This window comes from Deltaproteobacteria bacterium, from assembly GCA_009930495.1.
Taxonomy (GTDB): Bacteria; Desulfobacterota; Desulfovibrionia; order Desulfovibrionales; family Desulfomicrobiaceae; genus Desulfomicrobium.
In genome coordinates this window covers 1-13762 of the sequence record RZYB01000063.1, presented here as the reverse complement: position 1 = coordinate 13762, position 13762 = coordinate 1, and the positions used below count along the sequence as shown (strand labels likewise).

Genomic DNA, 13762 nt, shown 5'->3' with positions numbered 1-13762 from the left:
CCCCGCTGTTGCCAGCGAAGGGCCGTTTGGATATGCCCCAGCGGATACCGGGCCAGGGTGCCAGCCGCCCTGTCTCTCCGCGAACGCACCTTACGGAGGAGATGGATGATGCGCATGTTTTGTTCCGCGATCCTGGTGGCCCTGCTGGCCTTGGGATCGACCTGTTTTGCCGAGGACATGAAGGTCGGGTTTGTCTATGTCTCGCCCGTGGGCGACGCCGGCTATTCCCATGCCCATGACCAGGGCCGTCTGGCCGTGGAGGCCATGGACGGCGTGACCACCTCTTTTGTCGAGTCCGTGGCCGAGGGCCAGGATTCCGAGCGGGTCATCCTGAACATGGCGCGCAAGGGCTATGACGTCATTTTCGCCACCAGCTACGGCTACATGGACCCCATGCTCAAGGTGGCCAGGGATTTCCCCAAGGTCAAATTCCTGCACTGCTCCGGCTACAAAAACGCCGAGAACATGGCCAATTACTTCGGGCGCATCTATCAGGCCCGCTACCTGACCGGCATGGTCGCCGGGTCCATGACCAAATCCAAGGTTCTGGGCTATGTCGCCGCCTTCCCCATCCCCGAGGTCATCCGGGGCATCAACGCCTTCACCCTGGGCGCCCAGGCCGTGAACCCGGATGTCCAGGTCCGCGTCGTCTGGACCAAAACCTGGTATGATCCGGCCACGGAAAAGGAAGCCGCCAAATCCCTGCTGGACGTGGGCTGCGACGTCATTGCCCAGCATCAGGATTCTCCCGGACCCCAGGAAGCGGCCCAGGAACGCGGCGTCTATTCCATCGGCTACAACACCGACATGACCGCCTTTGCTCCCAAGTCCCACCTGACTTCGGCCGTCTGGAACTGGGGCCCGTTCTATACGGACATGATCCAGCAGATCAAAAACGGCACCTGGAAAAGCCAGTTCTACTGGCCCGGCCTGGACCAGGGCGTTGTCGATATCGCGCCCTTCGCCGCCGCCGTGCCCGAGGCGGTTCAAAAGACCGTCCTGGCCAAGAAGGCCGACATCGCGTCCGGGGCATGCAAGGTCTTCACCGGCCCCATCAAGGATCAGTCCGGCGCCGAAAAGGTTCCGGCCGGCGTGACCATGGCCGACGCGGACCTGCTCGGTTTCAACTGGTTCGTGCAGGGCGTTGTCGGCACCCTGGAATAGGCCGTGCCCCAAGGACCATTCATGCCCGCATTCCGCGCCGTCAGACGACAGGAGCCCCTGGGTTGGGGCTCCTGTCTTGTTTTTGTGACCGCCGTTCTCCTGGCCCTGGCCGTGGGCGGCCTGCTTTTGGCCGTGCAGGGCAAACCGGCCCTGGCCGGCTTGTGGCTGCTTTTGCAGAGCGCCTTTGGTTCCGGCTTTGCCCTGGAGGACTGCCTGATCAAGGCCGCGCCCATTTTTCTGTGTTCCGTGGGCGTGGGCCTGACCTTCCGCCTGCAGATCTGGAACATCGGGGCCGAGGGCCAGTTCGCCCTGGGCGCCATTGGCGCGACCTGGGCCGCCCTGACCTTTCCCGACTGGCCCTGGTACGTCTTGCTGCCGTGCATGCTGGTCTGCGCGTCCCTGGCCGGAGCGCTCTGGGGCGGCATCGCGGCCGCCCTGCGTCTCAAGCTGCGGGCCAACGAAATCATCGTCACCCTGATGCTCAACTACGTCGGCATCCTGCTCCTGGATTTCCTGGTCTACGGCGTCTGGAAAGATCCGGGCAGCTTCGGCTTTCCCATGACCCGCGAATTTTCCCCGGCCGCCGTGGTCGGCCGTATTGGTGACACGCGCCTGAACTGGGGCCTTGGCCTGTGTCTGGCCATCGGCGCGATCATCACGGTCTTTCTGCGCTCCACCCGCCTGGGCTACGAACTGCGCGCCTGCGGCGAAAACGCCCGCGTCGCCCGGTACGCCCGCCTGCCCTACAACGGGCTGGTCGTGATGGTCATGGCCGTCAGTGGCGCCCTGGCCGGCTGGGCCGGATTTTTGGAAGCCTCGGCCACCCTGGGCCGCCTGCAGCCGAGCATCATGGCCGGCTACGGGTACACGGCCATTGTCGTGGCCTGGCTGGCCGATCTCAGCCCGCTGCGCATCGCCGTGGCCTCGTTCCTGCTGGCCGGATTGCGGGTCGGCATGGAAACCCTGCAGCTCGATTTACAGGTGCCGGCGGCCTTTGGCGGCATCCTGGAAGGCTGCGTCCTGCTGGCCGTGCTCGCCGCGGGCTTCTTTTCCCGCTACCGACTGCAATTCCGGAGGCAGGCATGACGTTTGAAATCCTGCTGTCCCTGCTGGCGGCCACGGTCCAGGCCGGCACGCCGGTGCTCTACGCCACCTTGGGCGAAATCCTGACCGAAAAAGGCGGCGTGCTCAATCTGGGCGTGGAAGGCATGATGCTGGTCGGCGCCCTGGCCGGATTCCTGGTCGCCCTGCACACCGGCTCGCCGATCCTGGCCTTTGCCGCCGCCGGTCTGGCCGGAGGAGCCCTGGCCGCCGTGCATGGCGTGGTCTGCTTGTGGTTCCTGGGCAACCAGACCGTGTCCGGTCTGGCCCTAACCATTTTCGGAGCCGGCCTGGCCGGATTCTTCGGCACCCCGTACATCGGCCGCGCGGCGCCGGGTTTCGACAAACTCGCCCTGCCCGGCCTGGGGGACATTCCCCTTCTCGGCCCGATCTTTTTCCAACAGGACGCCCTGGTCTACCTGTCCTACCTGCTGCCCGTGGCCCTGTGGTGGTTTTTCCGGTCCACGCGCTGGGGACTGGCCGTGCGGGCCGTGGGCGAAAGTCCGGCCGCGAGCCGGGCAGCCGGCCTGAACGTGGCCGCCTGCCGCTGGGCCGCGCTCCTGGGCGGCGGGGTCCTGGTGGGCTGTGGCGGCGGCTACCTGAGTCTGGCCTACACCCACCTCTGGACCAACGGACTGAGCGCCGGCCGGGGCTGGATCGCCGTGGCCCTGGTCATCTTCGCCTTCTGGCGGCCGAGCCGGGCCATGATCGGCGCCTATTTGTTCGGCGGGGTCATGGCCTTCCAACTGCGCCTCCAGGCCATGGGCACGGCCCTGCCCTCGTCCATTTTGCTCATGCTGCCCTATGTTCTGACCATCGCGGCCCTGGCCTTCTCGTCCTGGCGCAGCCGGCGCCTGGCCGCCCCGGCCGCCCTGGGCGTCACCCTCGAACCCTCGGAATAGGATCACCCATGACCGAAAACAGATACCAACGCACCTACCCCATTTCCTGGGACCAACTCCACCGCGACGCCAAGGCCCTGTCCTGGCGGCTGTTGGACAAGGATTTTTTCAACGGCATCATCGCCGTGACCCGTGGCGGGCTGGTCCCGGCGGCCATCATCGCCCGCGAACTGGACATCCGCCTCGTGGATACCATCTGCGTGTCCAGCTATGACTGGAAAAACCAGAAGGGCGAGGTCAAGCTCCTGAAGGGCATCGAGGGCGACGGCCAGGGCTGGCTCATCGTCGACGATCTGGTCGATACCGGACGCACGGCCAAGGTCATCCGCGACCTCCTGCCCAAGGCGCACTTCGCCACGGTCTACGCCAAGCCCGCCGGCCGCCCCCTGGTGGACACCTTCATCACCGAGGTCAGTCAGGACACCTGGATTCTCTTTCCCTGGGACGCCGAATCCCAGTTCGTGCAGCCCATCGCCGGGATGCGGCAGGGCTGAGGGTGCGCGCCCCGATGGACGCCCCGACCACGCCCGTGGTCAGCCTGCGCGGCATCACCAAGGTCTTTGGCGCGGTCCGGGCCAACAGCGACATTTGCCTGGACATCCACGCTGGCCGGATCAAGGCCCTTTTGGGTGAAAACGGCGCGGGCAAAAGCACCCTCATGTCCATCCTGGCCGGGCATTATCATCCCGACGCCGGCGAGATCCGCATCGACGGGCAGGCCAGAAGCCTGCATTCCACCAAGGACGCCATCCGGGCCGGCATCGGCATGGTCTATCAGCACTTCATGCTGGTCGAGGCCATGACCGTGGCCGAAAACGTCTTTCTGGGCCAGGAACCGGGATTCATGCTCTCGCCGGCGCGCATGCGCGGACGGGTTCGGGAATTGGCCGCGTCCCATGGGCTGGATATCGACCCGGCCGCGCGCGTGGCCGATCTGTCCATGGGCGAAAAACAGCGGGTCGAAATCCTGAAGCTCTTGCAGCGCCAAAGCCGCATTCTCATTTTCGACGAACCCACGGCCGTGCTCACGCCCCAGGAAGGCGAACAGCTCTTCACGGCCCTGCGACACCTGGCGGGTCAGGGCAAGGCCATCGTCTATATTTCGCACAAGCTGGGCGAGGTCATGGCCCTGGCCGACGATATCGCCATTCTGCGCAAGGGCCGGATCGTGGACGAAATGCCGGCGGCCGAGGTCCGCTCCCAGGCCGATCTGGCCCGACGCATGGTCGGCCGCGAGGTGCTCCTCGATATCCGCCGCCAGCCCGTCGAGCCGCGCCAGCACGTGCTCCGCCTGGACGCGGTGTCCGCCGGCGCGATGCGCGAGGTGTCCCTGGCCGTGCGCCAGGGCGAAATCCTGGCCATTGTCGGCGTGGCCGGTAACGGTCAAAAGGATCTGGTCGAAACCGTCTGCGGACTGCGGACACCGGACCGGGGCGAGGTCGCCATTCTTGGCAAGCCGTGGCCGGACTTTTTCGCCGCCCCGCCCTGGCAGGGAGGCCTGAGCTACATTCCCGAGGACCGCCAGGGCCTGGCCACCTGCCGGAACATGGATCTGGTCGATAATTTCCTGCTGACCACCCGCCAGGGCTATGCCTCGTCCGTCTGGCTCAAACGCGACGAGGCACGCGGCGTGGCCCAGGCCCTGGCCGAACAGTTCAAGGTCTCGCCGCCCGACGTGTCCTGCCTGGCCCGCCAGCTTTCGGGCGGCAACCTGCAGAAGATGGTCCTGGCCAGGGAGTTTCACCGCCGGCCGCGCCTGATCGTGGCCGAACAGCCCACCCAGGGCCTGGACGTCTCGGCCATCGAGGACGTCTGGACCACGCTCCTGGCCGCGCGCGAGGAGGCCGGGATCTTGCTGGTCACGGGCGACCTGTCCGAGGCCCTGGCCCTGGCCGACCGCGTCGCGGTCATGTTCGAGGGCCGCGTCATGGACACGTTTCCCGTGACCGATCAGGCCCGGGTCGAACGCATTGGCCAGATGATGGCCGGAATGACCGCCGATGACGACTGAACATCCCGCGCCCCAGCGCCTGCATGTCCGGGCCAACGACCGGGACTGGCTCCTGGAGCGCCCGGCCGATCTGGAATCCCTGTGGCGGGGCCTGGACGAAACCGCCCCCAAGGCCGAGGACCACATCCCGTACTGGGTCGAGCTCTGGCCCGCGACCCTGGCCCTGTGCACCTGGCTGGGCCGCCGGGCCGAACTGCTGCCCGGCGCGCGCTGTCTGGACCTGGGCTGCGGCCTGGGGCTTTCGGCCCTGGTCGCGGCGGATCTGGGGGCCCTGGTCGTCGGCATGGACCATGAACACGGCGCCCTGGTCCACGCGGCCCGCAACGCCCGCCTCAACCATGTTCCCCAGCCCTTGTGGGTCCGCATGAATTGGGAGCATCCAGGCCTTGCGCCCCGCGCTTTCGACTATATCTGGGGTGGCGACATTTTTTATGAACAGCGCTTCTTCGAACCCCTGGAGGCCCTGCTCCTGCGCTGTCTGGCTCCGGGCGGAAAAATCTGGTTCGGGGACCCGGAACGAACCGTGTCCCGTGATGTCTGGGCCCGCTTTGCCCGGCGGGGCTGGACGGTCCGCAACCTGGAACAGGTGGTGGTTCCGTTCGAGGGGGCGCGCATGACGGTCAATGTCTGGGAATTACGCGGACAGTGACCACCAAGGAGGATACATGGGTCAGACAATACGCTTCGGAGTCTCGCTGGATTCCGATCTGCTCGAAAAATTCGACGCCCTGTGCGAGGAAAAATGCTACCAGACCCGGTCCGAGGCCATCCGCGACCTGATCCGCAACATCCTGGTCCAAAAAGAATGGGATGATCTGAATCGGGAAATGGTCGGCACCCTGACCCTGGTCTACGACCATCATCAGTCGGATCTGGCGCAAAAGATGACCGAAATCCAGCATTCCAGCCTGGACGTCATCATCACCTCCCTGCACATCCACCTCGACCATCACAACTGCATGGAAGTGCTCATCCTGCGCGGACCGGGCCAGGAGCTCAAGGCCACGGCCGAACGGCTCATCTCGACCAAGGGCGTCAAGCACGGCAAGCTCAACCTGGCCACCACCGGGCAGGACCTGACCTGATGCGCGACGTGCAAAGCGGACCGGCCGATGTCGCCCTGCGCATCGACCGCGTCGGGGTCAAGAATCTGTCCATTCCCCTGGTGGTGCGCGATCGGGCCAACGGACGGCAGCACACCGTGGCCCGGGTCGACTTGAGCGTGGATCTGCCGGCCCGGTTCAAGGGCACGCACATGAGCCGTTTCCTGGAAGCCCTGCGCAACATGGACACGGCCCTGGACATGACCAGTTGCGCCAATCTGCTTCTGGACCTGCGCGACCGCCTCCAGGCCCAGAGCTCGCACCTGTGCTTCCAGTACACCTATTTCATGGAACAACGCGCCCCGGTCACGGGCAGCCCTGCCCTGATGGATTATGCCTGTTTCCTGCGCGGCGAGCTGCTTGACGGCGCGGTCACGCTGGTCCTTGGCGTGGAGGTGCCGGTGATGACCGTCTGCCCCTGCTCCAAGGCCATTTCCGACGAAGGCGCGCACAGCCAGCGGGCCATGATCCGGATCGAGGCCGTGTGCAACGGCATGCTCTGGCTGGAGGACCTCGTCGCCATGGCCCAGGAATCCGGCTCGTCGCCGGTCTATGCCCTCTTGAAGCGCGAGGATGAAAAATTCGTGACCGAGGCGGCCTTCGCCGCGCCGACCTTTGTCGAGGACGTGGTCCGCAACGTGGCCTTTCGGCTGGCGGCCCATCCCAAGGTCGGCGGTTTCCGGGTCGAGGTGGAGTCCTTCGAATCCATCCACAACCACAGCGCCTATGCCCGCATCGACCACATGGAGACTTGACGTCATCCTGGCCGCGTCTACAAGGAAAGTCATGGGAGGTGCCTCATGATCGAAAATCTCCAGGCCTTGCAGGCCATCGGTGTGTCCCAGCAGGTCACGGCCAACAATGTGGCCAACATGAACACGGACGGATTCCAGCCCAGCCGGGTGGATCTGGAAACAGGGCCTGGCGGCCAGGGCGTGCACGTCCAGGACATTGTCGAAATATCCTCGGACGGCCAGCTGGCGGCCACGGAAAACGCCATGCCGGAAGACGCCCAGACAGACGCGCCCGTGGAGCCATCCGCCACGGATCTGGCCACGGAAATGGTCCAGATGATCGAAAACGAGCACGCCTTTGCCGCCAATGTCGCGGCCATCCGCGGTGACGCCGAAATGACTGGAGCCTTCATCGACACCATGGTTTAAGCCCGCTGGGCACGCGCGCGACAAAGCCGGTCCTGATTGTCGGGGCTGGCTTTTTTCGTTGGTTCCGACCGCGACGGGGTTCATGGCCATGCCGGGGAGCCCCCATTGGATTTTCCAGGTAGCGACGCGGGAGCGGGCCGGTCGCGGGGCCATTGCCCTCCCAATGCTTATTTGCTACGAGCGCTTGCTTTCCCGTTTTTTCCGAACCCCAACACATGGAGCACCCCCATGGCCCGTCCCAAAACCGCTTCCCCGGAAGACGCCCGCCGCGAGGCGTTGGAAACCGCCCTGGCCACCATTGAACGGCGTTTCGGTCAGGGTTCGGTCATGCGCCTGTCCGATACATCCCACCAGGTCATCCCGGTCATTCCCACGGGCTCCATTTCCCTGGACCTGGCCCTGGGCGTGGGCGGCATCCCACGCGGACGCATCACGGAGATCTACGGTCCGGAATCCTCGGGCAAGACCACCCAGGCCCTGCATATCATCGCCGAAGCCCAAAAGCGCGGCGGCACGGCGGCCTTCATCGACGCCGAACACGCCCTGGACACCAATTACGCCCGCCGGCTGGGCGTCAAGACCGAGGATCTGCTCGTGTCCCAGCCCGATTACGGTGAACAGGCCCTGGAAATCGCGGACATGCTGGTGCGTTCCGGGGCCGTGGACGTGGTCGTGGTTGACTCCGTGGCCGCCCTCATCCCCCAGGCCGAATTGGACGGCAACATGGGCGAGACCCAGGTCGGCGGACAGGCCCGCCTCATGTCCCACGCCATGCGCAAGCTGACCGGCACCATCCACAAATCGCGCACGGCCCTCATCTTCATCAACCAGCTGCGCATGAAGATCGGCATGACCGGCTACGGCAGCCCGGAAACGACCACCGGCGGCAATGCCCTCAAGTTCTATGCCTCGGTCCGCCTGGACGTGCGCCGCATCGCCACCCTCAAGGACAAGGAAGAATCCTATGGCAACCGGGTCCGGATAAAGGTGGCCAAGAACAAGGTCGCGCCGCCCTTCCGCGAGGCGGAATTCGATATTTTGTATGGCACGGGCATTTCCCGCGAGGGCGAGCTGCTGGATCTGGGCGTTGAACACGGCATCGTGGACAAAAGCGGGGCCTGGTACGCCTTTGGCTCCGAACGCCTGGGCCAGGGCAAGGAAAACGTCCGCGCCTTTTTGCAGGAAAATGACGATCTGCGCACCCAGATCGAACGCGCCCTGCTCGAACAGCTGGGCATGAGCGTTCCCGAGGAACTCCCGGCTCCGACTCCGGTTCCGGCTCCGACGGAAGACTAGACCGGCCATCCTGGCCGACACGACAACGAGGTACACGTGATCAGCGCTGGCGAAATTCGCACCCGATTTTTGGAATATTTCAAGGCTCATGGACACAGCGTCCAGCCCAGCTCCTCCCTGATTCCCCAGGACGACCCGACCCTTTTGTTCACCAACGCGGGCATGGTTCAGTTCAAGAAGATCTTCCAGGGCCAGGAACGGCGGGAATACTCCCGCGCCACCACGTCGCAGAAATGCCTGCGCGTCGGCGGCAAGCACAACGATCTGGAAAATGTCGGCCGCACGGCCCGGCACCACACCTTTTTCGAGATGCTCGGCAATTTTTCCTTTGGCGACTACTTCAAGGAAGACGCCATCCGCTTTGCCTGGAATTTCGTGACCAAGGAACTGGGCCTGGACAAGGACCGGCTCTATGTCTCCATCTTCCGCGAGGACGACGAGGCCGGCGAGTTGTGGCAAAAGGTGGCCGGCGTGCCGGCGGAGCGCATCTTCCGTCTGGGCGAAAAGGACAATTTCTGGGCCATGGGTGACACCGGCCCCTGCGGACCGTGCTCGGAAATCTATGTCGACCAGGGCGCGGACATGGCCTGCGGCCCGAACTGTGGCATCGGCCAGTGCGACTGTGACCGGTTTCTGGAAATCTGGAATCTGGTCTTCATGCAGTTCAACCGCGCCGAGGATGGAACCATGACGCCCCTGCCCAAGCCGAGCATCGACACCGGCATGGGCCTGGAGCGGATCACGGCCATCTGCCAGGGCAAGCGCTCCAATTTCGACACAGACCTCTTCCAGGGCTTGATCCAGACCATGGCCAAGAAGGCCGGCGTGGCCTACCACGACGGCGAGGATTCGGACACGGCCCTGCGCGTTATCGCCGACCACAGCCGGGCCATCGCCTTTTTGCTGGCCGACGGCATGCTGCCGTCCAATGAAGGTCGGGGCTATGTCCTGCGTCGCCTGATCCGTCGCGCCTACCGCTTCGGCAAGCTGCTGGGCTTTGACGAGCCGTTTTTGTGCGAGACCACGGCCCAGGTCGTGGCCGAGATGGGCGCCACCTTCCCGGAACTGGTCGAGGCCAGGGATTTCATGATCCGCGTCGTGCGCCAGGAAGAGGAGCGTTTCGGCGAGACCCTGGACAAGGGCCTGCGCATCCTGGAGGACGAGATGGCGGCGCTTGCGGCCGCCGGCACCCGGACCATTTCCGGCGAAACCGCGTTCAAGCTCTACGACACCTATGGATTTCCGCTCGATATCGTCAACGACATCGCCGAAAAACAGGGCTTTGGCGTGGACGAGCCGGGCTTTCGCGAACACATGGCCGTGCAGAAGAAAAAATCCAAGGAAGCCTGGGCCGGCTCCGGCGACAAGGGTCTGGCCGGGCAGTTCGCGGCCCTTCTGGGCGGCGGCTTGGAATCGGAGTTCATCGGCTATGACTGCCTGTCCGCCACCAGCCGCGTTGTCGCCCTGCTCGACGCCGAGGGCGAACCCACGGAACGCCTGACATCGGGCACGGGATTTCTGGTCACGCGGAAGACTCCGTTTTACGGCGAATCCGGCGGCCAGATGGGCGACACCGGCCGGATCCAGGCGCCCACGGGCGCGGCCAGCGTGGTCGATACCCTGAAGCCGGCCGCCACTCTTATCGTGCACAAGATCGAGGTCATGCAGGGCGAACTCCTGGCCGACCAGGAAGTGGAGCTCATCGTGGAGGAAGGCGAGCGCGTGGCTTCGGCCCGCAACCATTCCTGCACCCATCTGCTGCACGCGGCCCTGCGCAAGGTGCTCGGGCCGCATGTCAAGCAGTCCGGCTCCCTGGTTGGTCCGTCCCGCCTGCGCTTTGACTTCACCCATATCGCCGCGCTCTCGGCCGAGGAGCTGCAGCGGGTCGAGGACGAGGTCAACCGGACCATTCTGGCCGACGCGCCCATCACCACGGAAATCATGGCCTATGACCGGGCCGTGAGCGAGAAGCGGGCCATGGCGCTTTTTGGCGAAAAATACGCGGCCGACGTCCGCGTGGTCGAGATGGCCGGGGAATCGGTGGAACTGTGCGGCGGCACGCACCTCAAATCCACGGGCCAGGCCGGAAGCTTCTGTATCCTGTCCGAAGCCGGTATCGCGGCCGGAGTGCGCCGTATCGAGGCCCTGACGGGTTGGCACGCCCTGCGCCATTGGCAGGAACTGCGCGAGGAAGTGCGCGGCGCGGCCGCGACGCTCAAGGCCGCGCCCAACGAGGTGGTCAAAAAAATCGCGGCCCTGCAGGACCAGGCCAAGACCCTGGCCAAGGACCTGGCGGCGCTGCAGGCCAAGGTCATGTGCGAAAGCGGCAAGAGTCTCGCCTGCGAGGCCAAGGCCATCGGCGGCATGACGGTTCTGGCCAAGCGGGTCGAGGCCCCGGACATGAACGCGCTGCGCAATCTCATGGACGATCTGCGCTCCAAGATCGCCAGCGGCATCATCGCCCTGGCCGCCGAAATCGATGGCAAGGCCATGCTGGTCCTGGCTGTCAGCAAGGACCTGCACGGCCGGTTCACGGCTCCGGCCCTGATCAAGGAGGTTTCGGGCGAAATCAAGGGTGGCGGCGGCGGCCGGCCCGATCTGGCCCAGGCCGGAGGCTCCGAACCGGCGGGCATCGACCGCGCCCTGGTCAGGCTGGAAGCGTTTTTGGAGAAATAAAAAAAGGGCCGCTCACGCGGCCTTTTTTACATTCGCCTCTCCCCCCGACCCGGCGGGAGAAATCTGCGGTTTTGACAATCGATAGTCTTTTTATTGAAAAATGAAATCAGATCACGACGCTGAGCATGGACGCCACCGGACGGGCCAAGCTGGCCTGGTGGGCATAGGCGGAAAGCCCCAGACGCTGAACGGTCGCGTTGTGGATGGACGCGCCAGCGGGACGAAATGGACCGACATGATGGGTGAGGCGGTTCAACTCCAATTCCTGGTCAAAGGACGGGCTCTCGTCCAGGCCTTGCCGGGGAGTGAACGTCACCTCGCGGGCACTATAGGACAACCCCAGCCGGCCCAGTTGCACGGCCACGGTGCGCGTGGACACCTTGGCGTCCATCATCGTGGTCGCGTCCCAGGTCGGGCCGGCCCCAAGGGACTGGCTCGTATAGGCGCTGGGCAGGGAAGCACTGGTCATGATTGGCCGGGGTTATTTTGAAAAAAGGATGGTTTTCCATAACGCATGCCTTGTCCACTTGACAAGCATCCGCTAGGAAACGGGGCCACGCTCCCCGCATGAATCAATGCAGCCGCTCGAATATGGGCATGGAGGGACTGGTGAGCAAAATTCTGAAAAAACGCGTTCTTATTCCCGGACGGGTCACGGAGCTGACCCTGGAAGAGCCAGCCATCGCGGCCAAGGCCAAGCCGGGCAACTTCGTCATCCTGCGCGTGTGCGAGGACGGCGAACGCTTTCCCCTGACCATCGCCGACACCGATCCGGCGGCTGGAACCATCACCATCGTCTATCTGGTCATGGGCAAAAGCACGGCCATGCTCGACTGTCTGACCGAGGGTCAGGATATCCTGGACGTATGCGGCCCCCTGGGCAAGGCCACGGACATCCACAAGGTCGGCACGGTCATCTGTGTCGGCGGCGGCACCGGCATCGCGGCCATGCACCACATCGCCAAGGGCCATGCCCAGGCCGGCAACCGGGTGGTTTCGATCATCGGGGCGCGCTCGGCCGACCTGTTGCTGTTCGAGGACGAGCTGAAAAAATTCAGCCATGAAGTCCTGGTGGCCACGGACGACGGCAGCAAGGGCTTCAAGGGGTTCGTGACCCAGGTGCTCAAGGACCGGCTGGAATCCGACCCGGAGGTCAAGGAAGTGGTCGCGGTGGGCCCCGTGCCCATGATGCGGGCCGTGGCCGAGGTCACCCGGCCTTTTGGCGTCAAGACCGTGGTCAGTCTGAATTCGATCATGGTCGATGGCATCGGCATGTGCGGCGCCTGCAGGGTGCGGGTGGACAACGCCATCCGATTCGCCTGTGTCGATGGTCCGGAATTCGACGCGCACAAGGTGGATTTCGACGAACTGATGCTGCGTCTCAAATCGTTCGTCCCTCAGGAACAACAGTCCTACAAGTGTTACTGTGAGTGCCATGGCCAAAAAAAATAAAATCCAACCCCGTGTTTCCATGCCCATGCAGGACCCCGCTGTCCGGCGTGGCAATTTTAACGAAGTGGCTCTGGGATACACCCTGGAGCAGGCCCAGGTCGAAGCCGGGCGCTGTCTGCAATGTAAAATTCCGACCTGCCAATCCGGATGCCCGGTGGAGGTGGACTGTAAAACCTTCATCCGCCAGGTGGCCGAGGGCCGGTTGGACGACGCCTACAAAACCATCAAGGCCACCAACAGTCTGCCCGCGGTCTGCGGCCGGGTCTGCCCGCAGGAAAAACAATGCGAGTCCAAATGCAAGCTCCTCGGCACGGGGCAGCCCATCGCCATTGGCCGCCTGGAACGCTTCGTGGCCGATTCCTATTACGCCGCCAACCCGTGTGACGCCATCACCGGCGGCGACGATTGCCGCCTGCTCCGCGAGGATCTCAGGGTGGCCTGTGTCGGCTCCGGACCGAGCAGCCTGACCGCCGCCGGCTATCTGGCCGCCCTGGGCGTGTCCGTGACCGTGTTCGAGGCCCTGCACGAGGTCGGCGGCGTGCTGACCTACGGCATTCCGGAGTTCCGTCTGCCCAAGTCCATCGTGCACACCGAGGTGGAGATGCTCAAGCGCATGGGCGTGGTCTTCAAGACCAACTGGGTCGTGGGCAAGACCGTTTCGGTCCAGGATTTTTTCGACCAGGGCTTTCAGGCCGTGTTCATCGGCGTCGGCGCTGGTCTGCCCAAGTTCCTGAACATCCCCGGCGAGAGCCTGCTTGGCGTGTACAGCGCCAATGAATACCTGACCCGGGTCAACCTCATGCGTGGCTACAAATTCCCGGAGGTGGACACGCCCGTGGCCGCCGGCCGCCAGGTGATCGTTCTGGGTGGTGGCAACGTGGCCATGGACGCGGC

Annotated in this window: 14 protein-coding genes; 13 read left to right on the top strand and 1 reads right to left on the bottom strand. The window is 64.5% G+C overall.

Annotation, left to right across the window (positions count from 1 at the left end; genetic code table 11):
* The first annotated feature begins 114 nt into the window (after window positions 1–114).
* From EOL86_07215 to alaS, 11 genes are all read left to right on the top strand, one after another.
* Window positions 115–1164, top strand: a complete 1050-nt coding sequence (locus EOL86_07215; GenBank protein ID NCD25365.1) for a BMP family ABC transporter substrate-binding protein — start codon at window positions 115–117, stop codon at window positions 1162–1164.
* Window positions 1165–1185: 21 nt separating this feature from the next.
* Entirely contained in the window at window positions 1186–2250 is a 1065-nt protein-coding gene (locus EOL86_07210; GenBank protein ID NCD25364.1) for an ABC transporter permease, read from the top strand.
* Entirely contained in the window at window positions 2247–3167 is a 921-nt protein-coding gene (locus EOL86_07205) for an ABC transporter permease (GenBank protein ID NCD25363.1), read from the top strand. Before EOL86_07210 ends, EOL86_07205 begins: the two co-directional genes overlap by 4 nt.
* Before the next feature lie 8 nt (window positions 3168–3175).
* Complete coding sequence (locus EOL86_07200) at window positions 3176–3661, top strand: xanthine phosphoribosyltransferase (GenBank protein ID NCD25362.1); 486 nt, start codon at window positions 3176–3178, stop codon at window positions 3659–3661.
* 14 nt (window positions 3662–3675) lie between these two features.
* The gene (locus EOL86_07195) at window positions 3676–5178 is read left to right on the top strand and encodes an ABC transporter ATP-binding protein (protein ID NCD25361.1); all 1503 of its coding nucleotides are present in this window, start codon (window positions 3676–3678) and stop codon (window positions 5176–5178) included.
* Window positions 5168–5827, top strand: coding sequence for a methyltransferase domain-containing protein (locus EOL86_07190; protein NCD25360.1), 660 nt, complete (start codon window positions 5168–5170; stop codon window positions 5825–5827). Before EOL86_07195 ends, EOL86_07190 begins: the two co-directional genes overlap by 11 nt.
* Before the next feature lie 16 nt (window positions 5828–5843).
* Window positions 5844–6263 carry a nickel-responsive transcriptional regulator NikR gene (gene nikR, locus EOL86_07185; protein ID NCD25359.1) on the top strand — a complete coding sequence of 140 codons (420 nt, stop codon included), beginning with the start codon at window positions 5844–5846 and terminating at the stop codon, window positions 6261–6263.
* Window positions 6263–7036: a GTP cyclohydrolase I FolE2 gene (locus EOL86_07180; GenBank protein NCD25358.1), complete on the top strand. Its 774-nt coding sequence runs from the start codon at window positions 6263–6265 to the stop codon at window positions 7034–7036. The genes nikR and EOL86_07180 overlap by 1 nt, the downstream gene beginning before the upstream one ends.
* Before the next feature lie 45 nt (window positions 7037–7081).
* Entirely contained in the window at window positions 7082–7444 is a 363-nt protein-coding gene (locus tag EOL86_07175; GenBank protein NCD25357.1) for a hypothetical protein, read from the top strand.
* Window positions 7445–7672: 228 nt separating this feature from the next.
* Entirely contained in the window at window positions 7673–8740 is a 1068-nt protein-coding gene (recA, locus tag EOL86_07170; GenBank protein NCD25356.1) for a recombinase RecA, read from the top strand.
* A 36-nt stretch (window positions 8741–8776) separates the two neighbouring features.
* Window positions 8777–11416, top strand: coding sequence for an alanine--tRNA ligase (gene alaS, locus EOL86_07165; protein NCD25355.1), 2640 nt, complete (start codon window positions 8777–8779; stop codon window positions 11414–11416).
* A gap of 106 nt (window positions 11417–11522) precedes the next feature.
* Here the strand turns inward: alaS and EOL86_07160 are convergent, their stop codons facing one another.
* Window positions 11523–11885, bottom strand: a complete 363-nt coding sequence (locus EOL86_07160; protein NCD25354.1) for a hypothetical protein — start codon at window positions 11883–11885, stop codon at window positions 11523–11525.
* Window positions 11886–12022: 137 nt separating this feature from the next.
* On the opposite strand from EOL86_07160, the gene EOL86_07155 reads away from it, so the two are divergent.
* Together EOL86_07155 and EOL86_07150 are read left to right on the top strand one after the other, a co-directional pair.
* The gene (locus tag EOL86_07155) at window positions 12023–12868 is read left to right on the top strand and encodes a sulfide/dihydroorotate dehydrogenase-like FAD/NAD-binding protein (protein ID NCD25353.1); all 846 of its coding nucleotides are present in this window, start codon (window positions 12023–12025) and stop codon (window positions 12866–12868) included.
* Window positions 12852–13762: dihydropyrimidine dehydrogenase (locus EOL86_07150; GenBank protein ID NCD25352.1), on the top strand; the 911-nt coding region annotated here is incomplete at its 3' end. The genes EOL86_07155 and EOL86_07150, both read left to right, overlap by 17 nt.

Coding starts and splice junctions, on each gene's coding strand:
- EOL86_07215 (NCD25365.1), top strand. CDS start 115: ATGTTTTGTTCCGCGATCCTGGTGGCCCTGCTGGCCTTGGGATCGACC.
- EOL86_07210 (NCD25364.1), top strand. CDS start 1,186: ATGCCCGCATTCCGCGCCGTCAGACGACAGGAGCCCCTGGGTTGGGGC.
- EOL86_07205 (NCD25363.1), top strand. CDS start 2,247: ATGACGTTTGAAATCCTGCTGTCCCTGCTGGCGGCCACGGTCCAGGCC.
- EOL86_07200 (NCD25362.1), top strand. CDS start 3,176: ATGACCGAAAACAGATACCAACGCACCTACCCCATTTCCTGGGACCAA.
- EOL86_07195 (NCD25361.1), top strand. CDS start 3,676: ATGGACGCCCCGACCACGCCCGTGGTCAGCCTGCGCGGCATCACCAAG.
- EOL86_07190 (NCD25360.1), top strand. CDS start 5,168: ATGACGACTGAACATCCCGCGCCCCAGCGCCTGCATGTCCGGGCCAAC.
- nikR (NCD25359.1), top strand. CDS start 5,844: ATGGGTCAGACAATACGCTTCGGAGTCTCGCTGGATTCCGATCTGCTC.
- EOL86_07180 (NCD25358.1), top strand. CDS start 6,263: ATGCGCGACGTGCAAAGCGGACCGGCCGATGTCGCCCTGCGCATCGAC.
- EOL86_07175 (NCD25357.1), top strand. CDS start 7,082: ATGATCGAAAATCTCCAGGCCTTGCAGGCCATCGGTGTGTCCCAGCAG.
- recA (NCD25356.1), top strand. CDS start 7,673: ATGGCCCGTCCCAAAACCGCTTCCCCGGAAGACGCCCGCCGCGAGGCG.
- EOL86_07160 (NCD25354.1), bottom strand. CDS start 11,885: ATGACCAGTGCTTCCCTGCCCAGCGCCTATACGAGCCAGTCCCTTGGG.